At 68.4% G+C, this 19,142-nt stretch carries 20 protein-coding genes and 1 rRNA gene; 9 read left to right on the top strand and 12 right to left on the bottom strand.

The window, feature by feature from the left end; all coding sequences use genetic code 11:
• Positions 1 to 145: 145 nt before the first annotated feature.
• Both AC1RRS_RS03800 and AC1RRS_RS03795 read right to left on the bottom strand, forming a co-directional pair.
• Complete coding sequence (locus tag AC1RRS_RS03800) at positions 146 to 1,015, bottom strand: carbonic anhydrase (RefSeq protein WP_492854018.1); 870 nt, start codon at positions 1,013 to 1,015, stop codon at positions 146 to 148.
• Positions 1,016 to 1,096: 81 nt separating this feature from the next.
• Positions 1,097 to 1,570 carry an Lrp/AsnC family transcriptional regulator gene (locus tag AC1RRS_RS03795; RefSeq protein ID WP_110122207.1) on the bottom strand — a complete coding sequence of 158 codons (474 nt, stop codon included), beginning with the start codon at positions 1,568 to 1,570 and terminating at the stop codon, positions 1,097 to 1,099.
• Positions 1,571 to 1,690: 120 nt separating this feature from the next.
• Here AC1RRS_RS03795 and ald point away from each other — a divergent pair, with 120 nt between their 5' ends.
• On the top strand, positions 1,691 to 2,803 hold the full coding sequence (ald, locus tag AC1RRS_RS03790) for an alanine dehydrogenase (RefSeq protein ID WP_110133028.1): 1,113 nt from the start codon (positions 1,691 to 1,693) through the stop codon (positions 2,801 to 2,803).
• Positions 2,804 to 2,976: 173 nt separating this feature from the next.
• On the opposite strand, the gene pyrF is transcribed toward ald, so the two are convergent.
• Positions 2,977 to 3,666, bottom strand: a complete 690-nt coding sequence (pyrF, locus tag AC1RRS_RS03785; protein WP_492854017.1) for an orotidine-5'-phosphate decarboxylase — start codon at positions 3,664 to 3,666, stop codon at positions 2,977 to 2,979.
• A gap of 87 nt (positions 3,667 to 3,753) precedes the next feature.
• Here pyrF and AC1RRS_RS03780 point away from each other — a divergent pair, with 87 nt between their 5' ends.
• Positions 3,754 to 4,452, top strand: a complete 699-nt coding sequence (locus AC1RRS_RS03780; protein WP_492854016.1) for a MarC family protein — start codon at positions 3,754 to 3,756, stop codon at positions 4,450 to 4,452.
• Between the two features lie 200 nt (positions 4,453 to 4,652).
• On the opposite strand, the gene AC1RRS_RS03775 is transcribed toward AC1RRS_RS03780, so the two are convergent.
• The 3 genes from AC1RRS_RS03775 to AC1RRS_RS03765 form a co-directional block, all read right to left on the bottom strand.
• Positions 4,653 to 5,453: an SDR family NAD(P)-dependent oxidoreductase gene (locus AC1RRS_RS03775; RefSeq protein ID WP_492854015.1), complete on the bottom strand. Its 801-nt coding sequence runs from the start codon at positions 5,451 to 5,453 to the stop codon at positions 4,653 to 4,655.
• Positions 5,454 to 5,608: 155 nt separating this feature from the next.
• Entirely contained in the window at positions 5,609 to 6,217 is a 609-nt protein-coding gene (locus AC1RRS_RS03770; RefSeq protein WP_492854014.1) for a flavodoxin family protein, read from the bottom strand.
• Positions 6,218 to 6,375: 158 nt separating this feature from the next.
• The gene (locus AC1RRS_RS03765; protein ID WP_110133029.1) at positions 6,376 to 6,825 is read right to left on the bottom strand and encodes an Rrf2 family transcriptional regulator; all 450 of its coding nucleotides are present in this window, start codon (positions 6,823 to 6,825) and stop codon (positions 6,376 to 6,378) included.
• A 175-nt stretch (positions 6,826 to 7,000) separates the two neighbouring features.
• Here AC1RRS_RS03765 and AC1RRS_RS03760 point away from each other — a divergent pair, with 175 nt between their 5' ends.
• The 3 genes from AC1RRS_RS03760 to AC1RRS_RS03750 all read left to right on the top strand — a co-directional run bounded on the left by AC1RRS_RS03760 (position 7,001) and on the right by AC1RRS_RS03750 (position 10,890).
• On the top strand, positions 7,001 to 8,995 hold the full coding sequence (locus tag AC1RRS_RS03760) for a potassium transporter Kup (protein ID WP_110122201.1): 1,995 nt from the start codon (positions 7,001 to 7,003) through the stop codon (positions 8,993 to 8,995).
• Positions 8,996 to 9,025: 30 nt separating this feature from the next.
• On the top strand, positions 9,026 to 9,388 hold the full coding sequence (locus AC1RRS_RS03755) for a hypothetical protein (RefSeq protein ID WP_492854013.1): 363 nt from the start codon (positions 9,026 to 9,028) through the stop codon (positions 9,386 to 9,388).
• 275 nt (positions 9,389 to 9,663) lie between these two features.
• Entirely contained in the window at positions 9,664 to 10,890 is a 1,227-nt protein-coding gene (locus tag AC1RRS_RS03750; protein ID WP_492854012.1) for an argininosuccinate synthase, read from the top strand.
• A 60-nt stretch (positions 10,891 to 10,950) separates the two neighbouring features.
• Here the strand turns inward: AC1RRS_RS03750 and AC1RRS_RS03745 are convergent, their stop codons facing one another.
• A complete protein-coding gene (locus tag AC1RRS_RS03745; protein ID WP_492854011.1) occupies positions 10,951 to 11,490 on the bottom strand; it encodes a hypothetical protein in 540 nt (179 codons plus the stop codon).
• 105 nt (positions 11,491 to 11,595) lie between these two features.
• On the opposite strand from AC1RRS_RS03745, the gene AC1RRS_RS03740 reads away from it, so the two are divergent.
• On the top strand, positions 11,596 to 12,261 hold the full coding sequence (locus tag AC1RRS_RS03740; protein ID WP_492854010.1) for a DUF6624 domain-containing protein: 666 nt from the start codon (positions 11,596 to 11,598) through the stop codon (positions 12,259 to 12,261).
• Here the strand turns inward: AC1RRS_RS03740 and AC1RRS_RS03735 are convergent.
• From AC1RRS_RS03735 to AC1RRS_RS03725, 3 genes are all read right to left on the bottom strand, one after another.
• Complete coding sequence (locus AC1RRS_RS03735) at positions 12,258 to 12,653, bottom strand: hypothetical protein (RefSeq protein WP_492854009.1); 396 nt, start codon at positions 12,651 to 12,653, stop codon at positions 12,258 to 12,260. The genes AC1RRS_RS03740 and AC1RRS_RS03735 overlap by 4 nt on opposite strands.
• A 5-nt stretch (positions 12,654 to 12,658) precedes the next feature.
• The gene (locus AC1RRS_RS03730; RefSeq protein WP_492854008.1) at positions 12,659 to 13,108 is read right to left on the bottom strand and encodes a hypothetical protein; all 450 of its coding nucleotides are present in this window, start codon (positions 13,106 to 13,108) and stop codon (positions 12,659 to 12,661) included.
• A gap of 97 nt (positions 13,109 to 13,205) precedes the next feature.
• Complete coding sequence (locus AC1RRS_RS03725) at positions 13,206 to 14,039, bottom strand: acid phosphatase (RefSeq protein ID WP_492854007.1); 834 nt, start codon at positions 14,037 to 14,039, stop codon at positions 13,206 to 13,208.
• A gap of 142 nt (positions 14,040 to 14,181) precedes the next feature.
• Between AC1RRS_RS03725 and AC1RRS_RS03720 the strand changes: the two genes are divergently transcribed.
• Both AC1RRS_RS03720 and AC1RRS_RS03715 read left to right on the top strand, forming a co-directional pair.
• Positions 14,182 to 16,257, top strand: a complete 2,076-nt coding sequence (locus tag AC1RRS_RS03720) for a TonB-dependent receptor (protein WP_492854006.1) — start codon at positions 14,182 to 14,184, stop codon at positions 16,255 to 16,257.
• 168 nt (positions 16,258 to 16,425) lie between these two features.
• Positions 16,426 to 17,217 carry a SapC family protein gene (locus AC1RRS_RS03715; protein WP_487291191.1) on the top strand — a complete coding sequence of 264 codons (792 nt, stop codon included), beginning with the start codon at positions 16,426 to 16,428 and terminating at the stop codon, positions 17,215 to 17,217.
• An 86-nt stretch (positions 17,218 to 17,303) separates the two neighbouring features.
• Here the strand turns inward: AC1RRS_RS03715 and AC1RRS_RS03710 are convergent, their stop codons facing one another.
• Both AC1RRS_RS03710 and AC1RRS_RS03705 read right to left on the bottom strand, forming a co-directional pair.
• Positions 17,304 to 17,570, bottom strand: a complete 267-nt coding sequence (locus AC1RRS_RS03710; protein ID WP_110122192.1) for a DUF1150 family protein — start codon at positions 17,568 to 17,570, stop codon at positions 17,304 to 17,306.
• 80 nt (positions 17,571 to 17,650) lie between these two features.
• On the bottom strand, positions 17,651 to 18,073 hold the full coding sequence (locus AC1RRS_RS03705) for an Hsp20 family protein (protein ID WP_492854005.1): 423 nt from the start codon (positions 18,071 to 18,073) through the stop codon (positions 17,651 to 17,653).
• Positions 18,074 to 19,079: 1,006 nt separating this feature from the next.
• Between AC1RRS_RS03705 and AC1RRS_RS03700 the strand changes: the two genes are divergently transcribed.
• Positions 19,080 to 19,142: ribosomal RNA gene (locus AC1RRS_RS03700) — 16S ribosomal RNA — on the top strand; the annotation flags it as partial.

Genomic DNA, 19,142 nt, shown 5'->3' with positions numbered 1-19,142 from the left:
CGAAGTGATTTGGGGGACTTGAACCTAAGCGCGAGCGGGGGTCAACGGCGCTGATGTGACGGTGATGGGGTACCGTCCACGGAAACGGAAACCTCGCCCTTCGACAGGCTCGAGGTGAGGTTTCCAACTGGTCCTTCGAACGGGTCTAGACGTCGAACTTCACCTGGGCCGTGGCCAGGTCGTAGCAGGCCGAGACGATCTTCAGCCGGCCCTGGGCGACGCGCTCGGCGAGCGTGCCGTCGCAGACCTTCAGGCGGGCGGCGGTGTTGCGGACGTTGCGGCGGATGGCGGCGTCCTGCAGGTCCGCGGGATGCTCGGCGTCGGCGTCGAACACCGCCGGCAGGATCGGCAGGACCATGTCCTGCAAGGCCCCGTGCAGGTGGGCGTGCTTGGTGGCGACGTCCACGGCCGCGCCGACGGCGCCGCACTTGGTATGGCCCAGCACGACGACCAGCGGCGCGCCCAGGTGCTCGACGGCGTAGAGGATCGAGCCCAGGCCCTCGGGGCCGACGGTCGAGCCGGCCACCCGGACGATGAACAGTTCGCCCAGATTGCAGTCGAAGATCAGTTCGGGCGCGGTGCGGCTGTCGCTGCAGCCGACGACGACGGCGAACGGCTTCTGGCCGCCGGCCATTTCCGAGATGCGGGCGGCCGAGGGCAGCACCAGGCTGGCGCCGCCGCGGGCGAAGATGGCGTTGCCGTGCTTGAGGCGGCCCAGGGCTTCGTCCGGGCTGACCGCCGGCGCGGGCGGCTCGACCTTGACGCCGGAGACCTGGGTCGCGCCCGGCGCGGCGTGGCCTTCCTCGCCTTCCATCGGCGGCACGCTGGCGACGGCCTTGTCCAGCGCGGCCTTGTCGGCCGGTTGGGTGGCCAGCGCCTTGGTGACGCGGCGGGCCTTGCGCGCGGCAGGCGTCACCGCCGGCAGCTCGGGCGCGTGCAGGCCTTCGGCGTAGGCGATGGCGGGCGCGGCCAAGCCAACGCCCAGCGCGCCCAACAGGGTGCGTCGTGAAAACATGGTCTTCCCCCGAAGCCAGTGAATGTCGGGCACGACCCTAGGCGAAGGAGGGTTAATCCCCCGGCAACGCTGGCGCTCGCCTCAAAGCGGCAATTCGACGCGTTTGACCACGGTGCGCATGGCGATCGACGAGCTGACCCGAACCACGCCGGGGATCCGGGTGAGTTCCTGGCTGTGCACCCGCTCCAGGTCGTCGACGTCGGCCACCACCAGCCGCAGCAGATAGTCCGAGCCGCCGGTCATCAGGTAGCACTCGGCCACCTCGCGCACGCTCGCCACCGCCTTCTCGAAGGCGGTCAGGGCGGCCTCGGCCTGGGACGACAGGGTGACGGTGACGAAGACGCTGAGCGGCAGGCCCACGGCCCGCTCGTCGATCACCGCGGCGTAGCGGCCGATGACCCCGGAATCCTCCAGCGCCCGCACCCGCCGCAGACAGGCCGATTCCGACAGGTTGGCCGCCCTGGCCATGTCGACATAACTGGCGCGACCCTCGCGTTGGAGCAGGCGGAGGATCTTTCGGTCGAAGACGTCGAGCGTCACCGGGGATTTCTTCAACGAACCGGCCCTTTCACGCAGGATTCCTGCATACACCGTTATCCCACGAACGAAAGAACCAAGAAACCTGCGAACGGAGAGGCGTACACCAGCGTTAAAGCCATAAACCGAGGAAACATCATGCGCGTTGGCGTCCCCTCCGAGATCAAACCGGGCGAGCACCGGGTCGGCCTGACCCCCACCGCCGTCCGTGAATATGTCGCCCATGGCCACCAGGTGCTGGTGCAGCAGGGCGCTGGCCTGGGCGCCGGCTATGCCGACGACGCCTATGTGAAGGCCGGGGCGACCATCGCCCCCGACGCCGACGCGGTGTTCGCGGGCGCCGAGATGATCGTGAAGGTCAAGGAGCCCCAGAAGATCGAGTGGGAGCGCCTGACCGATCGCCACATCCTCTTCACCTACCTGCACCTGGCGCCGGATCCGGCCCAGACCGAGGGCCTGCTGAAGAGCGGCTGCGCGGCCATCGCCTACGAGACCGTGACGGATGCGAAGGGCGGCCTGCCGCTCTTGGCCCCGATGTCGGAAGTGGCCGGTCGCATCGCCGTGTTCTCGGCGGCCGAGACCCTGCTCAAGCACAATGGCGGCATGGGCCTGCTGCTGAGCGGCGTGCCCGGCGTGCCGCCGGCCCGCGTGGTGGTGCTGGGCGGCGGCGTGGTCGGCTCCAACGCCGCCCGCATGGCCGCCGGCCTGGGCGCCGAGGTGGTGGTGCTGGAACGCTCGATCCCGCGCATGCGCGAGCTGGACGACCTCTATCAGGGCCGGATCCTGACCCGCTATTCGACCTTCGCCGCGGTGGAGGAAGAAATCCTCAAGGCCGACGTCATCATCGGCGCGGTGCTGACCGCCGGCGCGGCGGCGCCGAAGCTGGTGCGTCGCGAGCACCTGGCCAAGATGAAGCCGGGCTCGGTGCTGGTCGACGTCTCGATCGACCAGGGCGGCTGCTTCGAGACCAGCCACCCCACCACCCACGCCGAGCCGACCTACACGGTCGACGGCGTCGTCCACTACTGCGTGGCCAACATGCCGGGCGCGGCTCCCCGCACCTCGTCGGAAGCCCTGGGCAACGCGACGCTGCCGTTCGGCCTGGCCCTGGCCGACAAGGGCCTGGACGCGCTGAAGACCAACGTCCACCTGGCGCGGGGCCTCAACGTCCTGGGCGGCAAGCTGACCCACCCGGCCGTCGCCCAGGCGCTGGGCAAGGAGTCGGTGGATCCTTACGGGGCTTGGGCGTAGCGCCCGGCCCTATAAACTCCCGTCATTCCCGCCCTTGTGGCGGGAAACCCTGGTTCCGCTCGCACGGACGGCGCAAGCGGCGTGCTTGGCACGCCGCCACACTTTCACCTGCGGCTGACGGAGGGGTTCCCGCCACAAGGGCGGGAATGACGGGAGATAGGGGATAGCGCGGGCTAAATCCCCGCCATCTCCGCGATCACCTTCAGCGCCGCTTCGCGCGGGTCGTTGGCCGCCGTGATCGGGCGGCCGCAGACCAGGTGGCTGGCGCCGGCGGCGATGGCGTCGGCGGGGGTGGCGGCGCGGGCCTGGTCGTTCTTGGCCGACCAGAAGGGGCGCACGCCCGGCGTCACCACCAGGAAGTCCGGACCGCCGATCTCGCGGGCCAGGGCGGCTTCATGGGGCGAGGAGACGATGCCGTCGACGCCGCACTCCACGGCCTGGCGGATGCGCCGCTCGACCAGGGCGCGGGCGCTGAAGGCGTAACCCATCTCGATCAGATCGGCGTCGTTCAGGCTGGTCAGCACGGTGACGGCCAGGATCTTCAGGTCCGAGCCGGCCTTGGCCTTCACGGCGGCGCGCATCACCTGCGGCTCGGCGTGGACGGTCAGCAGGTCGCAGCCGGCCCCGGCCAGCACCCGGGCCGAGCGCTCCACCGTCGCGCCGATGTCGTGCAGCTTCCAGTCCAGGAACACCTGCTTGCCGGCCTTCTTGAGGTCGCCGGCGAAGCTCATGCCGTCGGTGGCCAGCAGCTCCAGGCCGATCTTGTAGAACGACACCGCGTCGCCGAGCTGGTCGACCATGCCGCGGGCGTCGGCGACCGTGGGCAGGTCGAGCGGGACGATCAGGCGCGGATCGGCGGTCATTGTGGAGCTCCGGTGTTGGCGCGCGAGCCCGCATCGCTCTAGAGAGAGCGACGTTTCCCGCACAGGCATGAAGGTTGAGGACGTCGAATGAGCCAGGCCGAACTCGCCGTCAACTTCTTCGTCGCCCTGTTCGCCCTGATCGACCCGATCGGCAACGTGCCGCTGTTCGCCGCCGCCACCCTCGGCGCGGCCTCGGCGGGCCGGCGGATGGTGGCCGTCTATATCGGCCTCTTCGTCCTGGCCTTCCTGGTGTTCTTCTACTTCACCGGCGTTTCCCTGCTCGAGTTCTTCGGCATCTCGATGCCGGCCTTCCGCATCGCCGGCGGCATCATCCTGTTCATCCTGGGCCTGGACATGGTGCGCGACGACTTCACCACCATGTTCGCCGACGCCGCCGAGGGCGAGACCGAGGTGGTGTCGGCCCGGGTCTACGCCAAGAAGCGGTTCGAGCGGCTGATCGTGCCCTTCGCCATGCCGCTGCTGATCGGTCCGGGCGCGATCTCGACCGTGATCATCTACGCCAGCGAGGCCAAGCACCTGGGGCTGGCCGGCATGGCCCTGGGCGTCGGCGTGATCGCGGCGGTGTCAGTGGTGCTGGTCGCCACCTTCTGGGCCGCGCCGGTGATCAGCAAGGTGCTGGGCCGCATCGGCATGAGCATCGTCGTGCGCGTGCTGGGCCTGATCCTCTGCGCCCTGGCGGTGCAGTTCGTGCTGATCGGGGTCGGGGATGCGACGCGGGGGCTGATCCGGGCGGACGCGAAGGCGCCGTACGCGGCCGACAAATGATCCTTCTCCCCTTGCGGGAGAAGGTGTCGGCCCCCGGTCCGGCCAAGGGCCGGCCCGAGGATAAACTCCGCCGACGGATGAGGGGTCTCTCAAATACGAGACGCTCCGCCCGGCCTGACGATCGCACGCAGCGTTGAGTTCTGAGAGACCCCTCACCCGACCTCCTTCGGAGGCCACCCTCTCCCGCAAGGGGAGAGGGGTTAGACCTTCCGGAACTTCCCGCCCTGGCTGGCGATAAGCGCCAGGGCCCATTCGTCCGGGATCAGCTTGGCCAGCACGGCGATGGCCTTGTTGGGCGCGCCGGTGACGCAGACGGGGCGGTTGGCCTCGGCGGCCTCGTAGCCGGCGGCGGCGACCTCGTCGGCGCCCAGCCACATCCAGGCCGGCAGGCTCTGGCTGACCTGGGCGCGGGTGCCGTTGACGTCGTGGAATTCCGAAAGCGTGAAGCCGGGGCACAGGGCGCTGACGTGCACGCCGGTCGCCAGGTTCTCCAGGTGCAGGCTCTGGGAGAACTTCACCAGGAAGCTTTTCGTCGCCGCATAGAGGGTGTGGCCGGCCGAGCCGGGGGCCAGGCCCGCCAGCGAGGCGACGTTGACGATGCGGCCGAAGCGGCGCTCGACCATGCCCGGCAGCACCTTGTGGGTCAGGGCGCAGACCGAGGTCAGCATCACCTGCAGGAAGGTCGACTGGTCGGCCCAGGTGGTCTTGTCGTAGGCGCCGGGCAGGCCATAGCCGGCGTTATTGACCAGGGCGTCGATCTCGCGGCCCTCGGCGGCGATCCCGGCCAGGACCGTATCGACGCCGGCCGGATCGGCCAGGTCGGCGGGAATCGCGTAGGCCTCGACCCCGAAGCGCATGCGGATCTCGGCGGCCAGGGCCTCCAGCCGGTCGAGCCGGCGGGCGGTCAGGGCCACGTCGTAGCCGTGGCTGGCGTAGATGCGGGCGAAGGCGGCCCCGATGCCGGCGGAGGCGCCGGTGATCAGGGCGAGGCGGCGGGCCATGTCGTGAAAGGTCCTGCGAACGAAGCGTCGCCGGAGTCGAGCACGCCGGACCCGCCGGTTCAAGCGGGGGCGGAGGAACGATCGTGGGGGGCGGGATCGATCGTTCCTCCGCGAAGGGCGCGCCTCTGAGGGGAGGGCGGCGCGCCCGGTATCGCTTAGGCGGCTTCTTCCAGCGCCGGCTGGGCGCCGCGGGTCCAGCGGACGGCGGCTTCGGCCACGCGCACGCCGAGCAGGCGGGCGGTCTCGCGGTCGCCGGCAGGCGGCGAGAGCTCGGGCGAGACGTTGTCCGACTGGGCGGCCAGGCCGACGAACGAGCCGACGCGGTTGATGGTTTCCGGACCACGCTCGGCGGCGGTGACGTTCGGCGGGGCGATGCCGAGGTTGATCCAGTTCATGCCGTGCTGGGCGGCCAGGATCGCCAGGCTGTTCAAGGCGTGGGCCTTGTCGCCCGAGAAGCTGTGCGAGTTGGTGAAGCCCGCGGCCAGCTTGTCCTTCCAAGCGCCGGTGAAGAAGGCGGCCGAGGAGGCGTCGGCGAAGACTTTGAACACGCCCGAGACGTCGCCCATGTAGGTCGGCGCGCCGAACACCACGGCGTCGGACTCGGTCACGGCGTCGAGGATCGGCTTGAAGTCCTGGCTCGCGCTTTCGATGGCGAGCAGGACCGGGGTCTGGCCGGCGTCGCGGACGCCCTGGGCGACCTTGTCGGCGAGGACGGCGGTGTGGCCGTAGCCCGAGTGATAGACGATGGCGACCTTGGTGGTCATGGCGGATGTCCCCTGAGGAGAATGATGTTTTCCGAACAGGAACTGTATCGGTAGCGATTACGTAATAACGCCCTCGATCGGCGCCAGGGGTAATCGCAACAATTTCGGGTGCAGTTTTTCTACGAGCCGCTTTCAGGGCGTCTTTAGGCAGGCCGCCTTCAGGCGCTCTGCAGCACGGCCTCGCGCTCGGCCGGGTCGGCCAGCAGGTCGGCCACCGAGATGCGCGACAGGCGCTCGGCGGCGGCGGCGTCAGCGGCGATCAGGGCCGCGCGGACGGCGTCGGGAATCCGCGCGCCGACGGGGCAGCCCTTCACGCCTGGGGGTGCTGTGCCGAGGTTGGCGCAGCCGTGGACGGCCCGCAGCACGGTGTCGAGGGTGATGTCCGTCGCCGGCTTCAGCAGCCAGGCGCCGCCGTTGGCGCCGGCGCGCGCGCCGATCAGTCCCGCCTTGCCGAGCATGGCGGTGACGCGCCGCACCACCACCGGATTGGTGGGGACGGAGGCCGCGAGTTCGGCGCTGGCCACGGCGCGGTCGGGGCTGAAAGCCTCCTTGTGCGCCAGATAGGCCAGGGCGTGAGCGGCGACGGGGAACTTCTGACTGTCGGACATGATCTTCTGCTAAGTCCGGAACGTAAGGGGGGAACGCGTGCGTTGAAACAAAAACCGTAAAGGCGCGCGGCCAAGGTCGCGATTGAACCCGGATCGGATTGGGTGTATCGCGCCCCGCTTGATCGATATGGGGCTTCGCGCGAGATTTTCGAGGGCGCGGCCCCGGAGGGATTGAATGGCTTCCGAAGCCTCCGGCGTTTCGACCTCTGAGAACGCCTCCGTCGCGGCGTGCGACATTCCCCAACAAGGCGGCTCCGCCAATGGTCACGGTCCAAAGGGCCATGGCGTGTTCGCGCTCGCCTTGGGCTCCGTCGGGGTCGTGTTCGGCGACATCGGCACCAGCCCGCTCTACGCCTTCAAGGAGGCGCTGCACGTCACCGCCGCCGACGGCGTGACCCGGGCCGAGATCCTGGGGATTGTGTCGCTGGCCCTGTGGGCGCTGATCCTGGTCGTCACGATCAAGTACGTGCTGTTCATCATGCGCGCCGACAACAAGGGCGAGGGCGGGGTGCTGTCGCTGATGGCCCTGGCCCAGCGGGCCATGGGCCGGCGCACCGCCCTGGTGTTCGGCCTGGGTGTGATCGGGGCGGCGCTGTTCTACGGCGACGCGGTGATCACCCCGGCGATGTCGGTGCTGTCGGCGGTCGAGGGCCTGCGGACCATCCCGGCGCTCGAGCACGGCATCAGCACCGAGGCGGTGCTGCTGATCGCCACGGTGATGCTGCTGGGCCTGTTCTTCATCCAGAGCCGCGGCACGGCCAAGGTCGGCCAGCTGTTCGGCCCGGTCTGCGCCGTCTGGTTCGCGGTGATGGCGGCCCTGGGCGTCTACCACCTGTTCGACCACCCCGGCGTGTTCCGGGCCATCAACCCCTATTACGCCGTCCACTTCCTGCAGCACCACGGCATGGCCGGCTTCATCGTGCTGGGCGCGGTGTTCCTGACCGTCACCGGGGCCGAGGCCCTGACCGCCGACATGGGCCACTTCGGCCGCTGGCCGATCCAGGCCGCCTGGCTGTTCTACGTGCTGCCCTGCCTGGCGCTGAACTATCTGGGCCAGGGCGCCCTGGCGCTGAACACCCTGGTCGCGGCCGAGCGTGCCGGCGTGCCGTTCCAGGAGCTGAACTGGTTCTTCGAGATGGCGCCCGACTTCCTGCGCCTGCCGCTGGTCATCCTGGCCGGTGCGGCCACGGTCATCGCCAGCCAGGCGGTGATCACCGGCGCCTTCTCGCTGACCCAGCAGGCGATCCAGCTGGGCCTCTTGCCGCGCATGGACGTGCGCCGCACCTCGGAGACCCAGTCGGGCCAGATCTTCGTGCCGCAGCTCAACACCATGCTGCTGCTGGGCGTGCTGGCGGTGATGTTCACCTTCAAGACCTCGTCGGCCATGGCCCACGCCTACGGCCTGGCGGTGACCGGCACGATGGTCGTCACGACCGCCATGGCCTTCATCGTCATGCGCCAGCTGTGGAAGTGGCAGCTGCCGGCGGCCCTGGCCTTCCTGATCCCGTTCATGACGCTGGATCTGGTCTTCCTCAGCGCCAACGCCCTGCGCTTCTTCACCGGCGGCTGGCTGCCGGTGCTGATCGGGGCGGCCCTGTTCACGATCATGGCCACCTGGGTGCGCGGCAGCCAGATCCTCAGCGAGAAGACCCGCCGGGATTCCGTGCCGCTCGCCGACCTGATGGAGATCCTGCGCGCCCGGGCCCCGCACCGGGCCCCCGGCACGGCGATCTTCCTGACCTCCGACCCGGACATGACCCCGGTCGCCCTGATGCACAACCTCAAGCACAACAAGGTGCTGCACGAGCGCAACGTGGTGCTGACCGTGCGCACGGCCGAGACGCCGCGCGTGCCCGAGGAGGAGCGGATCAAGACCTTCAAGGTCAACGAGGACTTCAAGAAGGTCGAGATCTACTACGGCTTCATGGAAAGCCCGAACGTGCCCAAGGCGCTGGCGCTGCTGCGCAAGCAGCAGGGGCTGAAGTTCGACATCATGGCGACCAGCTTCTTCCTCGGCCGCCGCTCGATCGTCCCGTCGGCCAATTCGGGCATGCCCCTGTGGCAGGATCGGCTGTACATCTTCCTGATGAAGAACGCGGCCAATCCGACCGACTTCTTCAAGATCCCGCCGGGCCGCGTCGTCGAGCTCGGCGCCCAAGTGACCGTATAGGCAAGCGACCGCGTGAGGCTGACCTTCTAGATGGATATTCTCGGCGTCATCGGCGACGTGTTGTGGATCCTGGCCCTGTCGATCATGGCCGGGGCGTCGCGCATGGCCTGGAGCAAGATCCCCAAGGGAGAGCCGACCCCGGTGGCCTGGTCGCCCAAGGGCGCCACCCTGCTGCGTCTGCCGCGCGGCCCGGCCCTGGTGCTGCTGCCGGCCGGGGCCTTCGCCATCAGCCTCTACCTGCTGGTCGAGAGCCGCGAGGCCGAGGATCTGACCCTGCGGCTGACCATGCTGGGCCTGCGCGCCACTCTGGCGGCGATCCTGGCGGTGATCCACCTGACCCAGGTGCGCCGGGCTCTGAACCAGCTGGCCGAAGAGGGCAAGATCCGGCTTTGAGATCTCCAGGCGCCACCGCCTGAAATGATCTCCCGTCATTCCCGCCCTTGTGGCGGGAAACCCTGGTTCCGCTCGCAGGTGAGGCGCAAGCGGATCCGGCGATCCGCCCCACCGGCCCTTGCGGCTGACAGAGGGGTTCCCGCCACAAGGGCGGGAATGACGGGATGTAAAAGGGGCCTCCGAGCCTTCATCGGGACCACGTTGTTTCCCTCGTCGCAAAAGCGCGCTAAACGCCCCGCGACTTTGTGTTTTCGCCTTCGACAAGGACCCCGCTCATGGCCGACAAGCCCGTGAAGAAGGTCGTGCTCGCCTATTCGGGCGGTCTCGACACCTCGATCATCCTCAAGTGGCTTCAGACCGAGTACGGCGCCGAGGTCGTGACCTTCACCGCCGACCTCGGCCAAGGTGAAGAGATCGAGCCCGCCCGCGCCAAGGCCCTGGCCGCCGGCGTGAAGCCCGAGAACATCTTCATCGAGGACGTGCGCGAGGAGTTCGTGCGCGATTTCGTGTTCCCGATGTTCCGCGCCAACACGGTCTATGAAGGCCAGTACCTGCTCGGCACCTCGATCGCCCGCCCGCTGATCGCCAAGCGCCAGATCGAGATCGCCCGTCAGGTCGGCGCCGACGCCGTCAGCCACGGCGCCACCGGCAAGGGCAACGACCAGGTCCGCTTCGAGCTCGGCTACTACGGCCTGGAGCCCGACATCCACGTGATCGCCCCCTGGCGCGAGTGGGACTTCAAGTCGCGCGAAGCGCTGCTGGAGTTCGCCGAAAAGCACCAGATCCAGATCGCCAAGGACAAGCGCGGCGAGGCGCCGTTCAGCGTCGACGCCAACCTGCTGCACTCCTCGTCGGAAGGTAAGGTCCTGGAAGACCCGGCGGTCGAGGCCCCCGAGTTCGTCCACATGCGCACGATTTCGCCTGAGGACGCGCCGGACGCCCCGACGGTGATCACGATCGACTTCGAGAAGGGCGACCCCGTCGCCATCGACGGCGTGGCCATGAGCCCGGCGACCCTGCTGACCAAGCTGAACGAGCTGGGCCGCGACAACGGCGTCGGCCGTCTGGACCTGGTCGAGAACCGCTTCGTCGGCATGAAGTCGCGCGGCGTCTACGAGACCCCGGGCGGCACCATCCTGCTGGCCGCCCACCGCGGCATCGAGAGCATCACGCTGGATCGCGGCGCCATGCACCTGAAGGACGAGCTGATGCCGAAGTACGCCGAGCTGGTGTACAACGGCTTCTGGTTCACGCCGGAACGCCAGATGCTGCAGGCGGCCATCGACTACAGTCAGGAGAAGGTCACCGGCCGCGTCCGCGTGAAGCTCTACAAGGGCAACGTCACGGTCATCGGCCGCGAGAGCGCCTACAGCCTGTACGACCAGGACCTCGTCACCTTCGAAGAGGGCAAGGTCGCCTACGATCACCGCGACGCCGGCGGCTTCATCAAGCTCAACGCCCTGCGCCTGCGCGTGCTGGCCAAGCGCGACCAGCGCGGCTGAGGCTTTTCGAAGCTTCGATAGGATCGAGCCCCGCCGGAAACGGCGGGGCTTTTTCTTTGCCTAGGCGGGGACGGTCGCCAACAGGGTCAGGTCGCTCCGGTTGGGCGGGTCGACATCCACCGCCACCCACAGGTCGTCCATGCTGAACACGCCGGCGGGACCGCCGACGCCGATCCAGACGTGGGGGCGCCTAGTTTGGTTCTCCAGGGCCAGGCGCAGGGCCATGACCTCGCCTTCGGGATCGGCCATCGTCGGCCCGGTGAACAGTTCCACCTGCTTCAGGGCCGAGCCTTCGACCTGCGTCCAGGCGCCGTTCATCGCGATCCGCACCCGGTCGAGCGTGTGGGCGCCCCAACTGGCCTTCGGTCCATGGCCGAGCACCATCTCGTAGCCGACCTGCCGCCAGGACAGGATCAGCGACGCGCCCTCGAAACTCAGGAACACGCTGCCGGTGAAGCTGAAGGCCGGGCCTTCGAACTCGGCGACCAACTGTGGAGTGTCCGAGATCATGGGCATCCAGATCAGCGCGTCGAGCCGGCGGCCGATCAGTGGGGACAGCGCACCGATCCAGTCGGCGTGGGGCGAAGCGGCGGCACTCATCAGGGGATCCTAGGCAGGAAGGCGCGCCGACGCGACAAGCGTCGCCATGATTGCGCCGCGAGGTCTCTCCACCTTCACGGTCCGGGTTGGAAGAGGGGAGGCGGCATGATCCGCGCGGGACTGATCGCGATCGTGATGCTGGCCGCCGGGTCGGCCGGGGCGGCGGAATCTCCGGCCGTGGCCAAGGCGCGGGTCGAGGCCCAGGCGCTGACGGCCAGGGAGGCGCTGATCGAGGAACTGGGCGGCATGGGCGCGGTCGACCAGGCGACGCGCGTCACCTTCCTGGCCGTGCGCAAGACCGCCTCGCCCGAGGATCGCCAGGCGCTGGACGCGGTCTGGGCCGAATATTACGCGCCGATCGACCGCAGGCACACCGAGCGGCTGAAGGTGCTGCTGGCCGGGCGCGGCTGGTTCACGCCCGAGGAGGTCGGCCAGCGCGCCGCCGACGGCGCCTTCCACATCGTCAACCACTCGCCCGACCTGGCCTTCCAGAAGGAAGCCCTGGCCAAGATGGAGGTGCTGGTTCCGACCGGCCGCGCGCCGTCCGGCTACGCCAATCTCTACGACCGCATCGCCGATCAGGAGGGCCGGCCGCAGCGCTACGCCACCCAGCGGGCGCGCTGCGTCGACGGCCGCTATGGGATGCCGGCCGATGTCGAGGACCCGGCCGGCCTCGAGCAGCGGCGCGCGGCCCTGGGCCTGCAGCCGATGGCCGAATACCTGAAGGGCCTGGACGAGATGTACGGCCGCTGCGACCCGCCGAAGGGCTAGCTCGCCGCCGTCGTCCCGCCCGCCGGCTGCACCAGGTTCGGGGCCAGGTTGATGCCGGTCCTGTTGTAGATCACCCAGCCGACCACCTGGAACACCGTGTTCAGCAGGGTCTGGCTCAGCACCAGGGTCATGAACTTGGTGAACTGCAGGGTCTGGTTGAAGGCCAGTTCCTGGTTGTGAAGGATCAGGTCGGCGGCTTCCGGTGTGATCTGGTGGTTGGCCAGGGCGGTGCGGGTCTGGATCGCGGCCTCGGCCAGGCTGCGCAGATAGCCGGGCACGACGCTCTTGTTGGCGTTCCACCAGTCGGTGGCCGTGGCGCCCAGCTGCTGTTCCAGCACGGTCGCCAGTTCGTCGGCGTTGTCGACCTGCAGGGTGGAAAAGTCGATCGACATCGGGGCTACCTCGGCTTCATGGCGGTGACGGCCTTGGCCGCCTGGTCGCAGCTGACCATCATGGCGGTGGTCGCGCCGGTGTTGGGGATGATCCCGGCCATCTGGTGCAGTTGGGCCAGGCCCCTGACCTGGGCGCTGCAGCCCTGGATCAGCGACACTTCCGCGGCGATGGCCTTCTGGGCGGGGCGGGCGGCGTAGGGCTGGCTGCCCGCGCGCACGGCGGCGACGGCCAGGGCGGCCTGGATGTCGGCATAGGTCGCGATCGCGCCGGCATAGGTGGCCTTGTCGGCGTAGAGGCCCATCTCGCCCTCGGCCGCCAGCTTGGCCACGCCCTCGTAGGCGGTGGTGATCTTGGCATCGAGGACGGGATCGTCGGGCGGCGCGAATATGGCGCAACCGCTCAAGGCAATGACCGACAAGGCGCAGGCCGCGCCGCGTCGCATGGTCTGGAACATTCAGCCCTCCCCCGAAAGGGCGCCAGGGTGGCGCCCCGCCGAAGGGGGCTCAAGCTCAAAGTTGTATCGGTCTGTCGCGCGTCCTTGGGACGATTTGTCAGCCGCCGCAGCCGGCGGGCGGGCCCTCGGCCTTGGAGGCGGCGATCTCGGCCCTGGCCTTCTCCAGGTCGGCCTCGAAGGCCGGGTCGGCGTGCAGCCGCGCCACCATCACCCCGCCCAGCAGGCGGCCGGCCTCCAGGTCGCTGGGGAAGTGGACGCCGCAGATCACCCGGCTGTCGCCGAACTCGCGGCCGCGGGCGGTGATCTGGGCGGCGCGGTCGGGCACGAGCTCGGCCAGCACCAGACCCCACGACCAGCCGACCAGGGCGTGGCCGGACGGATAGGAGCCCTCGGTCTGGATCCAGCTCTCGCGCGGCACGCAGATCGGCTTGGTGTTGCCCACCGGCGGGCGAGGCCGCGAGAAGGCCTGCTTGGCCGGGCGATAGATGGTCCCGGCGTCGTCGGTCATGCGCAGCAGCAGATTGGCCAGGGTCGGGGTCTTCTGCGGATTGATCGTCACCCGCGCGGCGCAGGAGAAGCTCTTGAAGCCGTTGGCGCCCGACAGGTCGGCGTCGGCCACCGCCTTGTCCCAGGCCGGCGTGCCCGCCAGCTTGCGGGTGTCGTCATAGGCGGCGCGGTCGGCCTTGCCGCGCGGCGAGTCCGGCGTCGGCGGCGGGCCGACGATCCCCGGCGCGTCGAACGGTTCGGCCAGGGTGAGGTAGCCCTTCGGCGGCTTGGTCCAGGTGCTCGACCCACCGGCCTCGGCATAGGTCTTTGCCTGGATCTGGGCGGGGCTTTTCGGCGAGGCGTCGCCTGTCAGCTGGGCGCAGCCGGCGAGCAGGCCGGCGACCGAGATTGCGGCCGAAAAGGGGAGCGCAGACGAAAAACGCATCATGGAAAGCCCGAACTGAGGTCGTGAAGACACAGAAAGCCGCCTCGTGCTCGCGTCAAGCGAAAGCGGATTGACGGCGAGATATGTTATTTCATAACAGAAAGCGAGCCGCTCCTCCGGCCAGTTCCAGGATCCGTCGTTCATGACCCGCCGCCTTCCGCTCCGCCGCAACGCTTTCGCGGCCGCCAGCCTCCTCGCGCTCGCCGCCGCGACCATGGGCGCCGCTCCCGTGTGGGCCGCCGATGCGGCCGCCGCCCCGGCCGATCCCGCCGCCGACCCGACCGACACCGCCGTCTCGCAGGTCGTCGTCACCGCTGCCCCCTACGCCGTCTCGCTCGACACCGTGATCAGCAGCGTCAACGTGCTGACCCGCGACAAGCTCGACACCGCCCCGCCGGCCGGTCTCGGCGACGTGCTGAACGGCCTGCCGGGCCTGCGCTCCACCTTCTACGGCCCCGGCGCCTCGCGTCCGGTGATCCGGGGCCTGGCCGGTCCGCGGGTGATGGTGCTGCAGAACGGCGTCGGCCAGGTCGACGCCTCGTCGCTGTCGCCCGACCACGCCGTGGCCTCCGATCCGGCCGAAGCCTCGCGCATCGAGGTGCTGCGCGGCCCGTCCACCCTGGCCTATGGCGGCTCGGGCATCGGCGGCGTGGTCAACATGATCGACGACCGCGTGCCCGCCAGCCGCGCCGAGAACGGCGTCGAAGGCCGCATCGCCGCCTCGGCCTCGTCCGTCGATGACGGCTGGGGCGTCAGCGGCGCGGCCAAGTTCAACGCCGGCCCGCTGGTCTTCGCCGTCGACGCCGACCGTCGCCGCAGCGACGACTATTCGGTGCCGACCTCGCCGGTCTCCTCGCGCCTGGCCGCCCGCGACGGCCTGACCGTCGATCCGGAAAAGACCGTCCGCAACACCGACGTCGAGATGGACGCCTATGGCGCCGGCGTCTCCTACGTGCACGACCGCGGCTTCTTCGGCCTGTCGGTGAAGCGCACCGACACCACCTACGGCGTGCCCTACGAGCAGATCCTGGCCCCCATCGACCCGGACGCCGAAGGCCCGGTCTCGATCCACCTGCAGCAGACCCGCTACGACCTGCGCGGCGAGCAGGAGCTCGACAATCCGTGGTTCGAGAAGGTGCGCGTCTCCATCGGGCATGCGGACTACGAGCACGCCGAGGTCAGCGTCGAGGACGGCGAGGTCGGCACCCGCTTCCTGTCGGACGGCACCGAGGGCCGCGTCGAGCTGGTCCATCGCGAGCATGACGGCCACCAGGGCGCGATCGGCTTCCAGGCCCTGAGCCGCAGCTTCGAGGCGATCGGCGACGAGGCCTTCGTGCCCAGCGTCGACATCAAGGAATACGGCGTCTTCACCCTGCAGCGCCTCGATCGCGGCGACTGGGGCGTGGACGCGGGCCTGCGCTTCGACACCCGCTCGCTGGAGACGGCGACGCAGAAGCGCGACTTCGACAACGTCTCGGCCTCGCTGGGCGTGTTCTACAAGCCGGCCGAGCACCAGTTCTACGCCCTGACCCTGTCGCGCAACGGCCGCGCGCCCACCGAGTTCGAATTGTTCGCCGACGGCCCGCACCCGGGCACCGGCGGCTACGAGAAGGGCGACGACAGCCTCGATTCCGAGAAGGTCACCTCGCTGGAGGGCACCTATCGCTGGACCGGCGCGCGCCTGCGCGTCGAGGGCCACCTGTGGGGCGCCTGGTACGACAACTTCATCGAGGAAGCCCCGACCGGCGCCGAGGAAGATAACCTGCCGGTGTTCCAGTACTACCAGACCGGCGCCAAGTTCCACGGCGCTGAGCTGGAGGTGGGCTGGAACGCCTGGCGCTCGGGCGAACAGGCCGTGCGCCTGGAAGGCGTGGCCGACTATGTGCGCGGCTCCACCGACCTGGGCGCGCCGGCCCGCATCCCGCCGTGGTCGGTGACCGGCCGGGCGATCTGGACCGTCTCGCGCGTCGAGAGCGAGCTGGAAGTGCGCCATGTCGCCGAACAGGACCGCGTGGCGACCTACGAGCTGCCGACCGACGCCTATACGGTGGTGAACCTGAAGGTGACGGTGAAGCCCTTCGCCGACGAGCCGCTGCGCCTGTTCCTCGAAGGCCGCAACCTGACCGACGAGGAGGTGCGCGAGCACGCCTCGTTCCTGAAGGACATCGCCCCGTCGCCGGGCCGTTCGATCCGTACCGGGATCGCCTGGAAGTTCTAGGCCGGCCTGGGTCCCGGCCTTCGCTCGCCAGGCGAGGGTCGGGACGGAGATTCCCTCTCCGGAGGTGTCGATTGCCGGGATATCGCAGATCGGCTAGAAGCGCTGACCACCAAAGGCCGCCTAAGCGATAGAGCGTCCGTTCTTCTTAGCCCTTCTGTAGAGCTTCTTATGGAAACGACCCAGTCCGCCGGCGGCATCACCGGCAACGTTCTCTTCTACTCGACGCCCGAGCCGCTGAACCGCGAGCAGCATGGCGCGCTGGGCCTGGTCCACCGGGACAAGCCCTACGGCTTCGCCGCCGCCGGCACCGCCGTGCCGCTGACGGTCACGGAATTCGGCCCCGCGGGCCTGTCCTATCCGATCATCTTCGCCGGCGACGAGCGCGTTCCGCTGGCCGTGATGGGCCTGAACCAGGGCGAGAACCTGTTCATCCACGCCGACGGCTCGACCGAAGTCGGCGTCTACATCCCGGCCTATGTCCGCCGCTATCCGTTCGTGCTGGCCAATGACGACGCCCAGGGCCGGATGATCGTCTGCATCGACCGCGGTTCGAACCTGCTGGCCGAAGGCGGCGAGACCCCGCTGTTCGACGCCAAGGGCGAGCCGACCGAATACACCCAGAACTGCATCAAGTTCTGCGACGACTTCGAAGTCGAGCGCCGCCGCACCGACTCGTTCGTGCAGCTGCTGAAGGACAACGACCTCTTCGAACTGAAGAAGGCCACCTTCACCCCGCAAGGCGCCGACGGCCAGCCGGCCGAGCCGCAGGTCGTGGCCGAGTACTACGGCGTCTCGGAAGACAAGCTGAACGCTCTGCCGATCGAGAAGCTGAAGGAACTGCAGTCGACGGGCGCCCTGGCCCAGATCTACGCGCACCTGGTGTCGCTGGTCGGTTGGGATCGCCTGATCGCCATCACCATGTTCCGCCAGCAGCAGGCGCCGGCCGCCAACCTCAACTGAGGTCGGTAGTCGCATAAAAAGAAGAAGGGCGGCGGATCGCAGGATCCGCCGCCCTTTTCGTTTGGGCCGTCTTCCGGTCTGAAGGTCTAGTGCACCGAGACCGGCGCCAGTTCGTGGGCCAGGGCGGCCGCCACGGCCGCGTCGCGGTCGGTCAGCACCGCCAGGCGGGCCCCGTCGGCCCGGCACACCGCATAGAGCGTCTGGTCGGGGGCCAGATCGAAGTCCTCGACGCCCTCGGGGGCGTCGGCGAGGATTTCGGCCGCCTTGATCGGGCGCACATAGACGAGGTCCGGCGCGCCCAGCGCGGCGAAGGCCTCGGTCGAGAAGAACGGCGTGTGCGAATTGGGCGTCATGTGACCACCTCCTTCGATAGTGGAACGCCCCGAAGGCCCCGCGGTTCAGCCGAGCTTCGGAAGGGCGATTGCGAAGGGCCTCAGCCCTGCGAGCGGATGGGGATTTTCTTGACCAGCCGTTCGGGCGGCGGGCGGGCGACGTCGACGTGCAGCAGGCCGTGCTCGAGGGTGGCGGCCGAGACCTCCATGCCTTCCGCCAGCACGAAGGTGCGCAGGAAGCCGCGGGCGGCGATTCCCCGGTGCAGGTAGGCGCGGTCGATCTCGCCCTTGCCGTCGCCGTCGCGACGGCCGGCGACGACCAGCTGGCCGCCCTCGACGGTGACCTGCAACTGGTCGGGCGAGAAACCGGCCACGGCCAGGGTGATGCGCACCCCGTCGTCGGTCTGCTCGACATTATAGGGCGGATAGCTCTCGCCGGCGGCCTTGGCGGCGCGCTCGATCAAATCTCGGGTGTGTTCGAAGCCCAGGAGAAAGGGGCTGTCGAACAGGATCGTCCGGGTCATGCGAAGTCCTTCGCTTCAAGCGACTTCGTTCGCGGAGTTCCGGGGCCCTGGAGCGGCGCCCCGATTCCGCAACGTCTCCAGGAAGTGGCGATGGGGCGGCGGCGGTTCAAGTCGCGGGGCCGGCCTGGCTCTCCATTGGGCTCTCTATAGAGGGGGCGTGAAGACCGCCCGGCGCGGCCCCGCGTGGCGTCATCCCCAGGTCTTGCGCGGGTCCTGGAAGGGGCGTGCGGATTCGCGCTTGTCATCCTTTCGTCACGCGCCTATATGCGCCCCTCGCTCGGAACGGCGCTGACGAAGACGCTCGAAACGAGGCCGAAAGGCCCTTGCTTCGGTCGGATCTCATCGCTAAGTTCCGCGGCCTCAATCGACTCGGGCAGCTGGATTGCCGACGACCTTTTGGTCTTCGGGAGGGAGCGCTTTTGTTGCTTTCTGGGGAGCTTCGGTTCTTCGGAAGATGATGAAAAGAGTTGGTTGACTGGGCAGGATTGCTTCACTAGAAGCGCCCACCCAGTCGCGGAGATGGAAGAGTTCGCAAGAATTCGGAAGTTGAAGCGAAGAAGTCGGGCAAGACTTTCTTGGAAAGAATTGCTTGACAGGGTTTGGTGGTTTCTTTAGAAGCTGCCAACTCGCCGGTCCGGGGTTCTTCCCTGGCTCGGCACTGGGTCAGAAAGTTTTGAAAAAAACGATTTGACACGGAATTCGAGGTTGGATAGATAGCCGCCTCCGCCGACATCGGGCGCTAAACGATGGGCTCACCGGAAGGTGTGTTCGGGTCTTTGACATTGTTGATTTGGAAAGAGAAACGCAGGCGGCGGCGCTCTGGCGGTCACCCTTAGGGGTGACGCAATAGACGCTGACGAATGCGGTCTCTTGAAGACACCATTTATACGGTGGCTGGTTCTTAGGAGCTGGTCATTGTGTGATGGGAACTCGTCAAGAAACTATGCAAACCAGATACGCGACTGAGGTTTTCCCCTCGGTCAAATAGCTGGAGTCAATGTCAACTCAACCTGAGAGTTTGATCCTGGCTCAGAGCGAACGCTGGCGGCAGGCCTAACACATGCAAGTC

The organism is Caulobacter sp. GW821-FHT12A07 (genome assembly GCF_058807655.1).
This window is presented reverse-complemented; position numbering and strand designations above follow the sequence as displayed.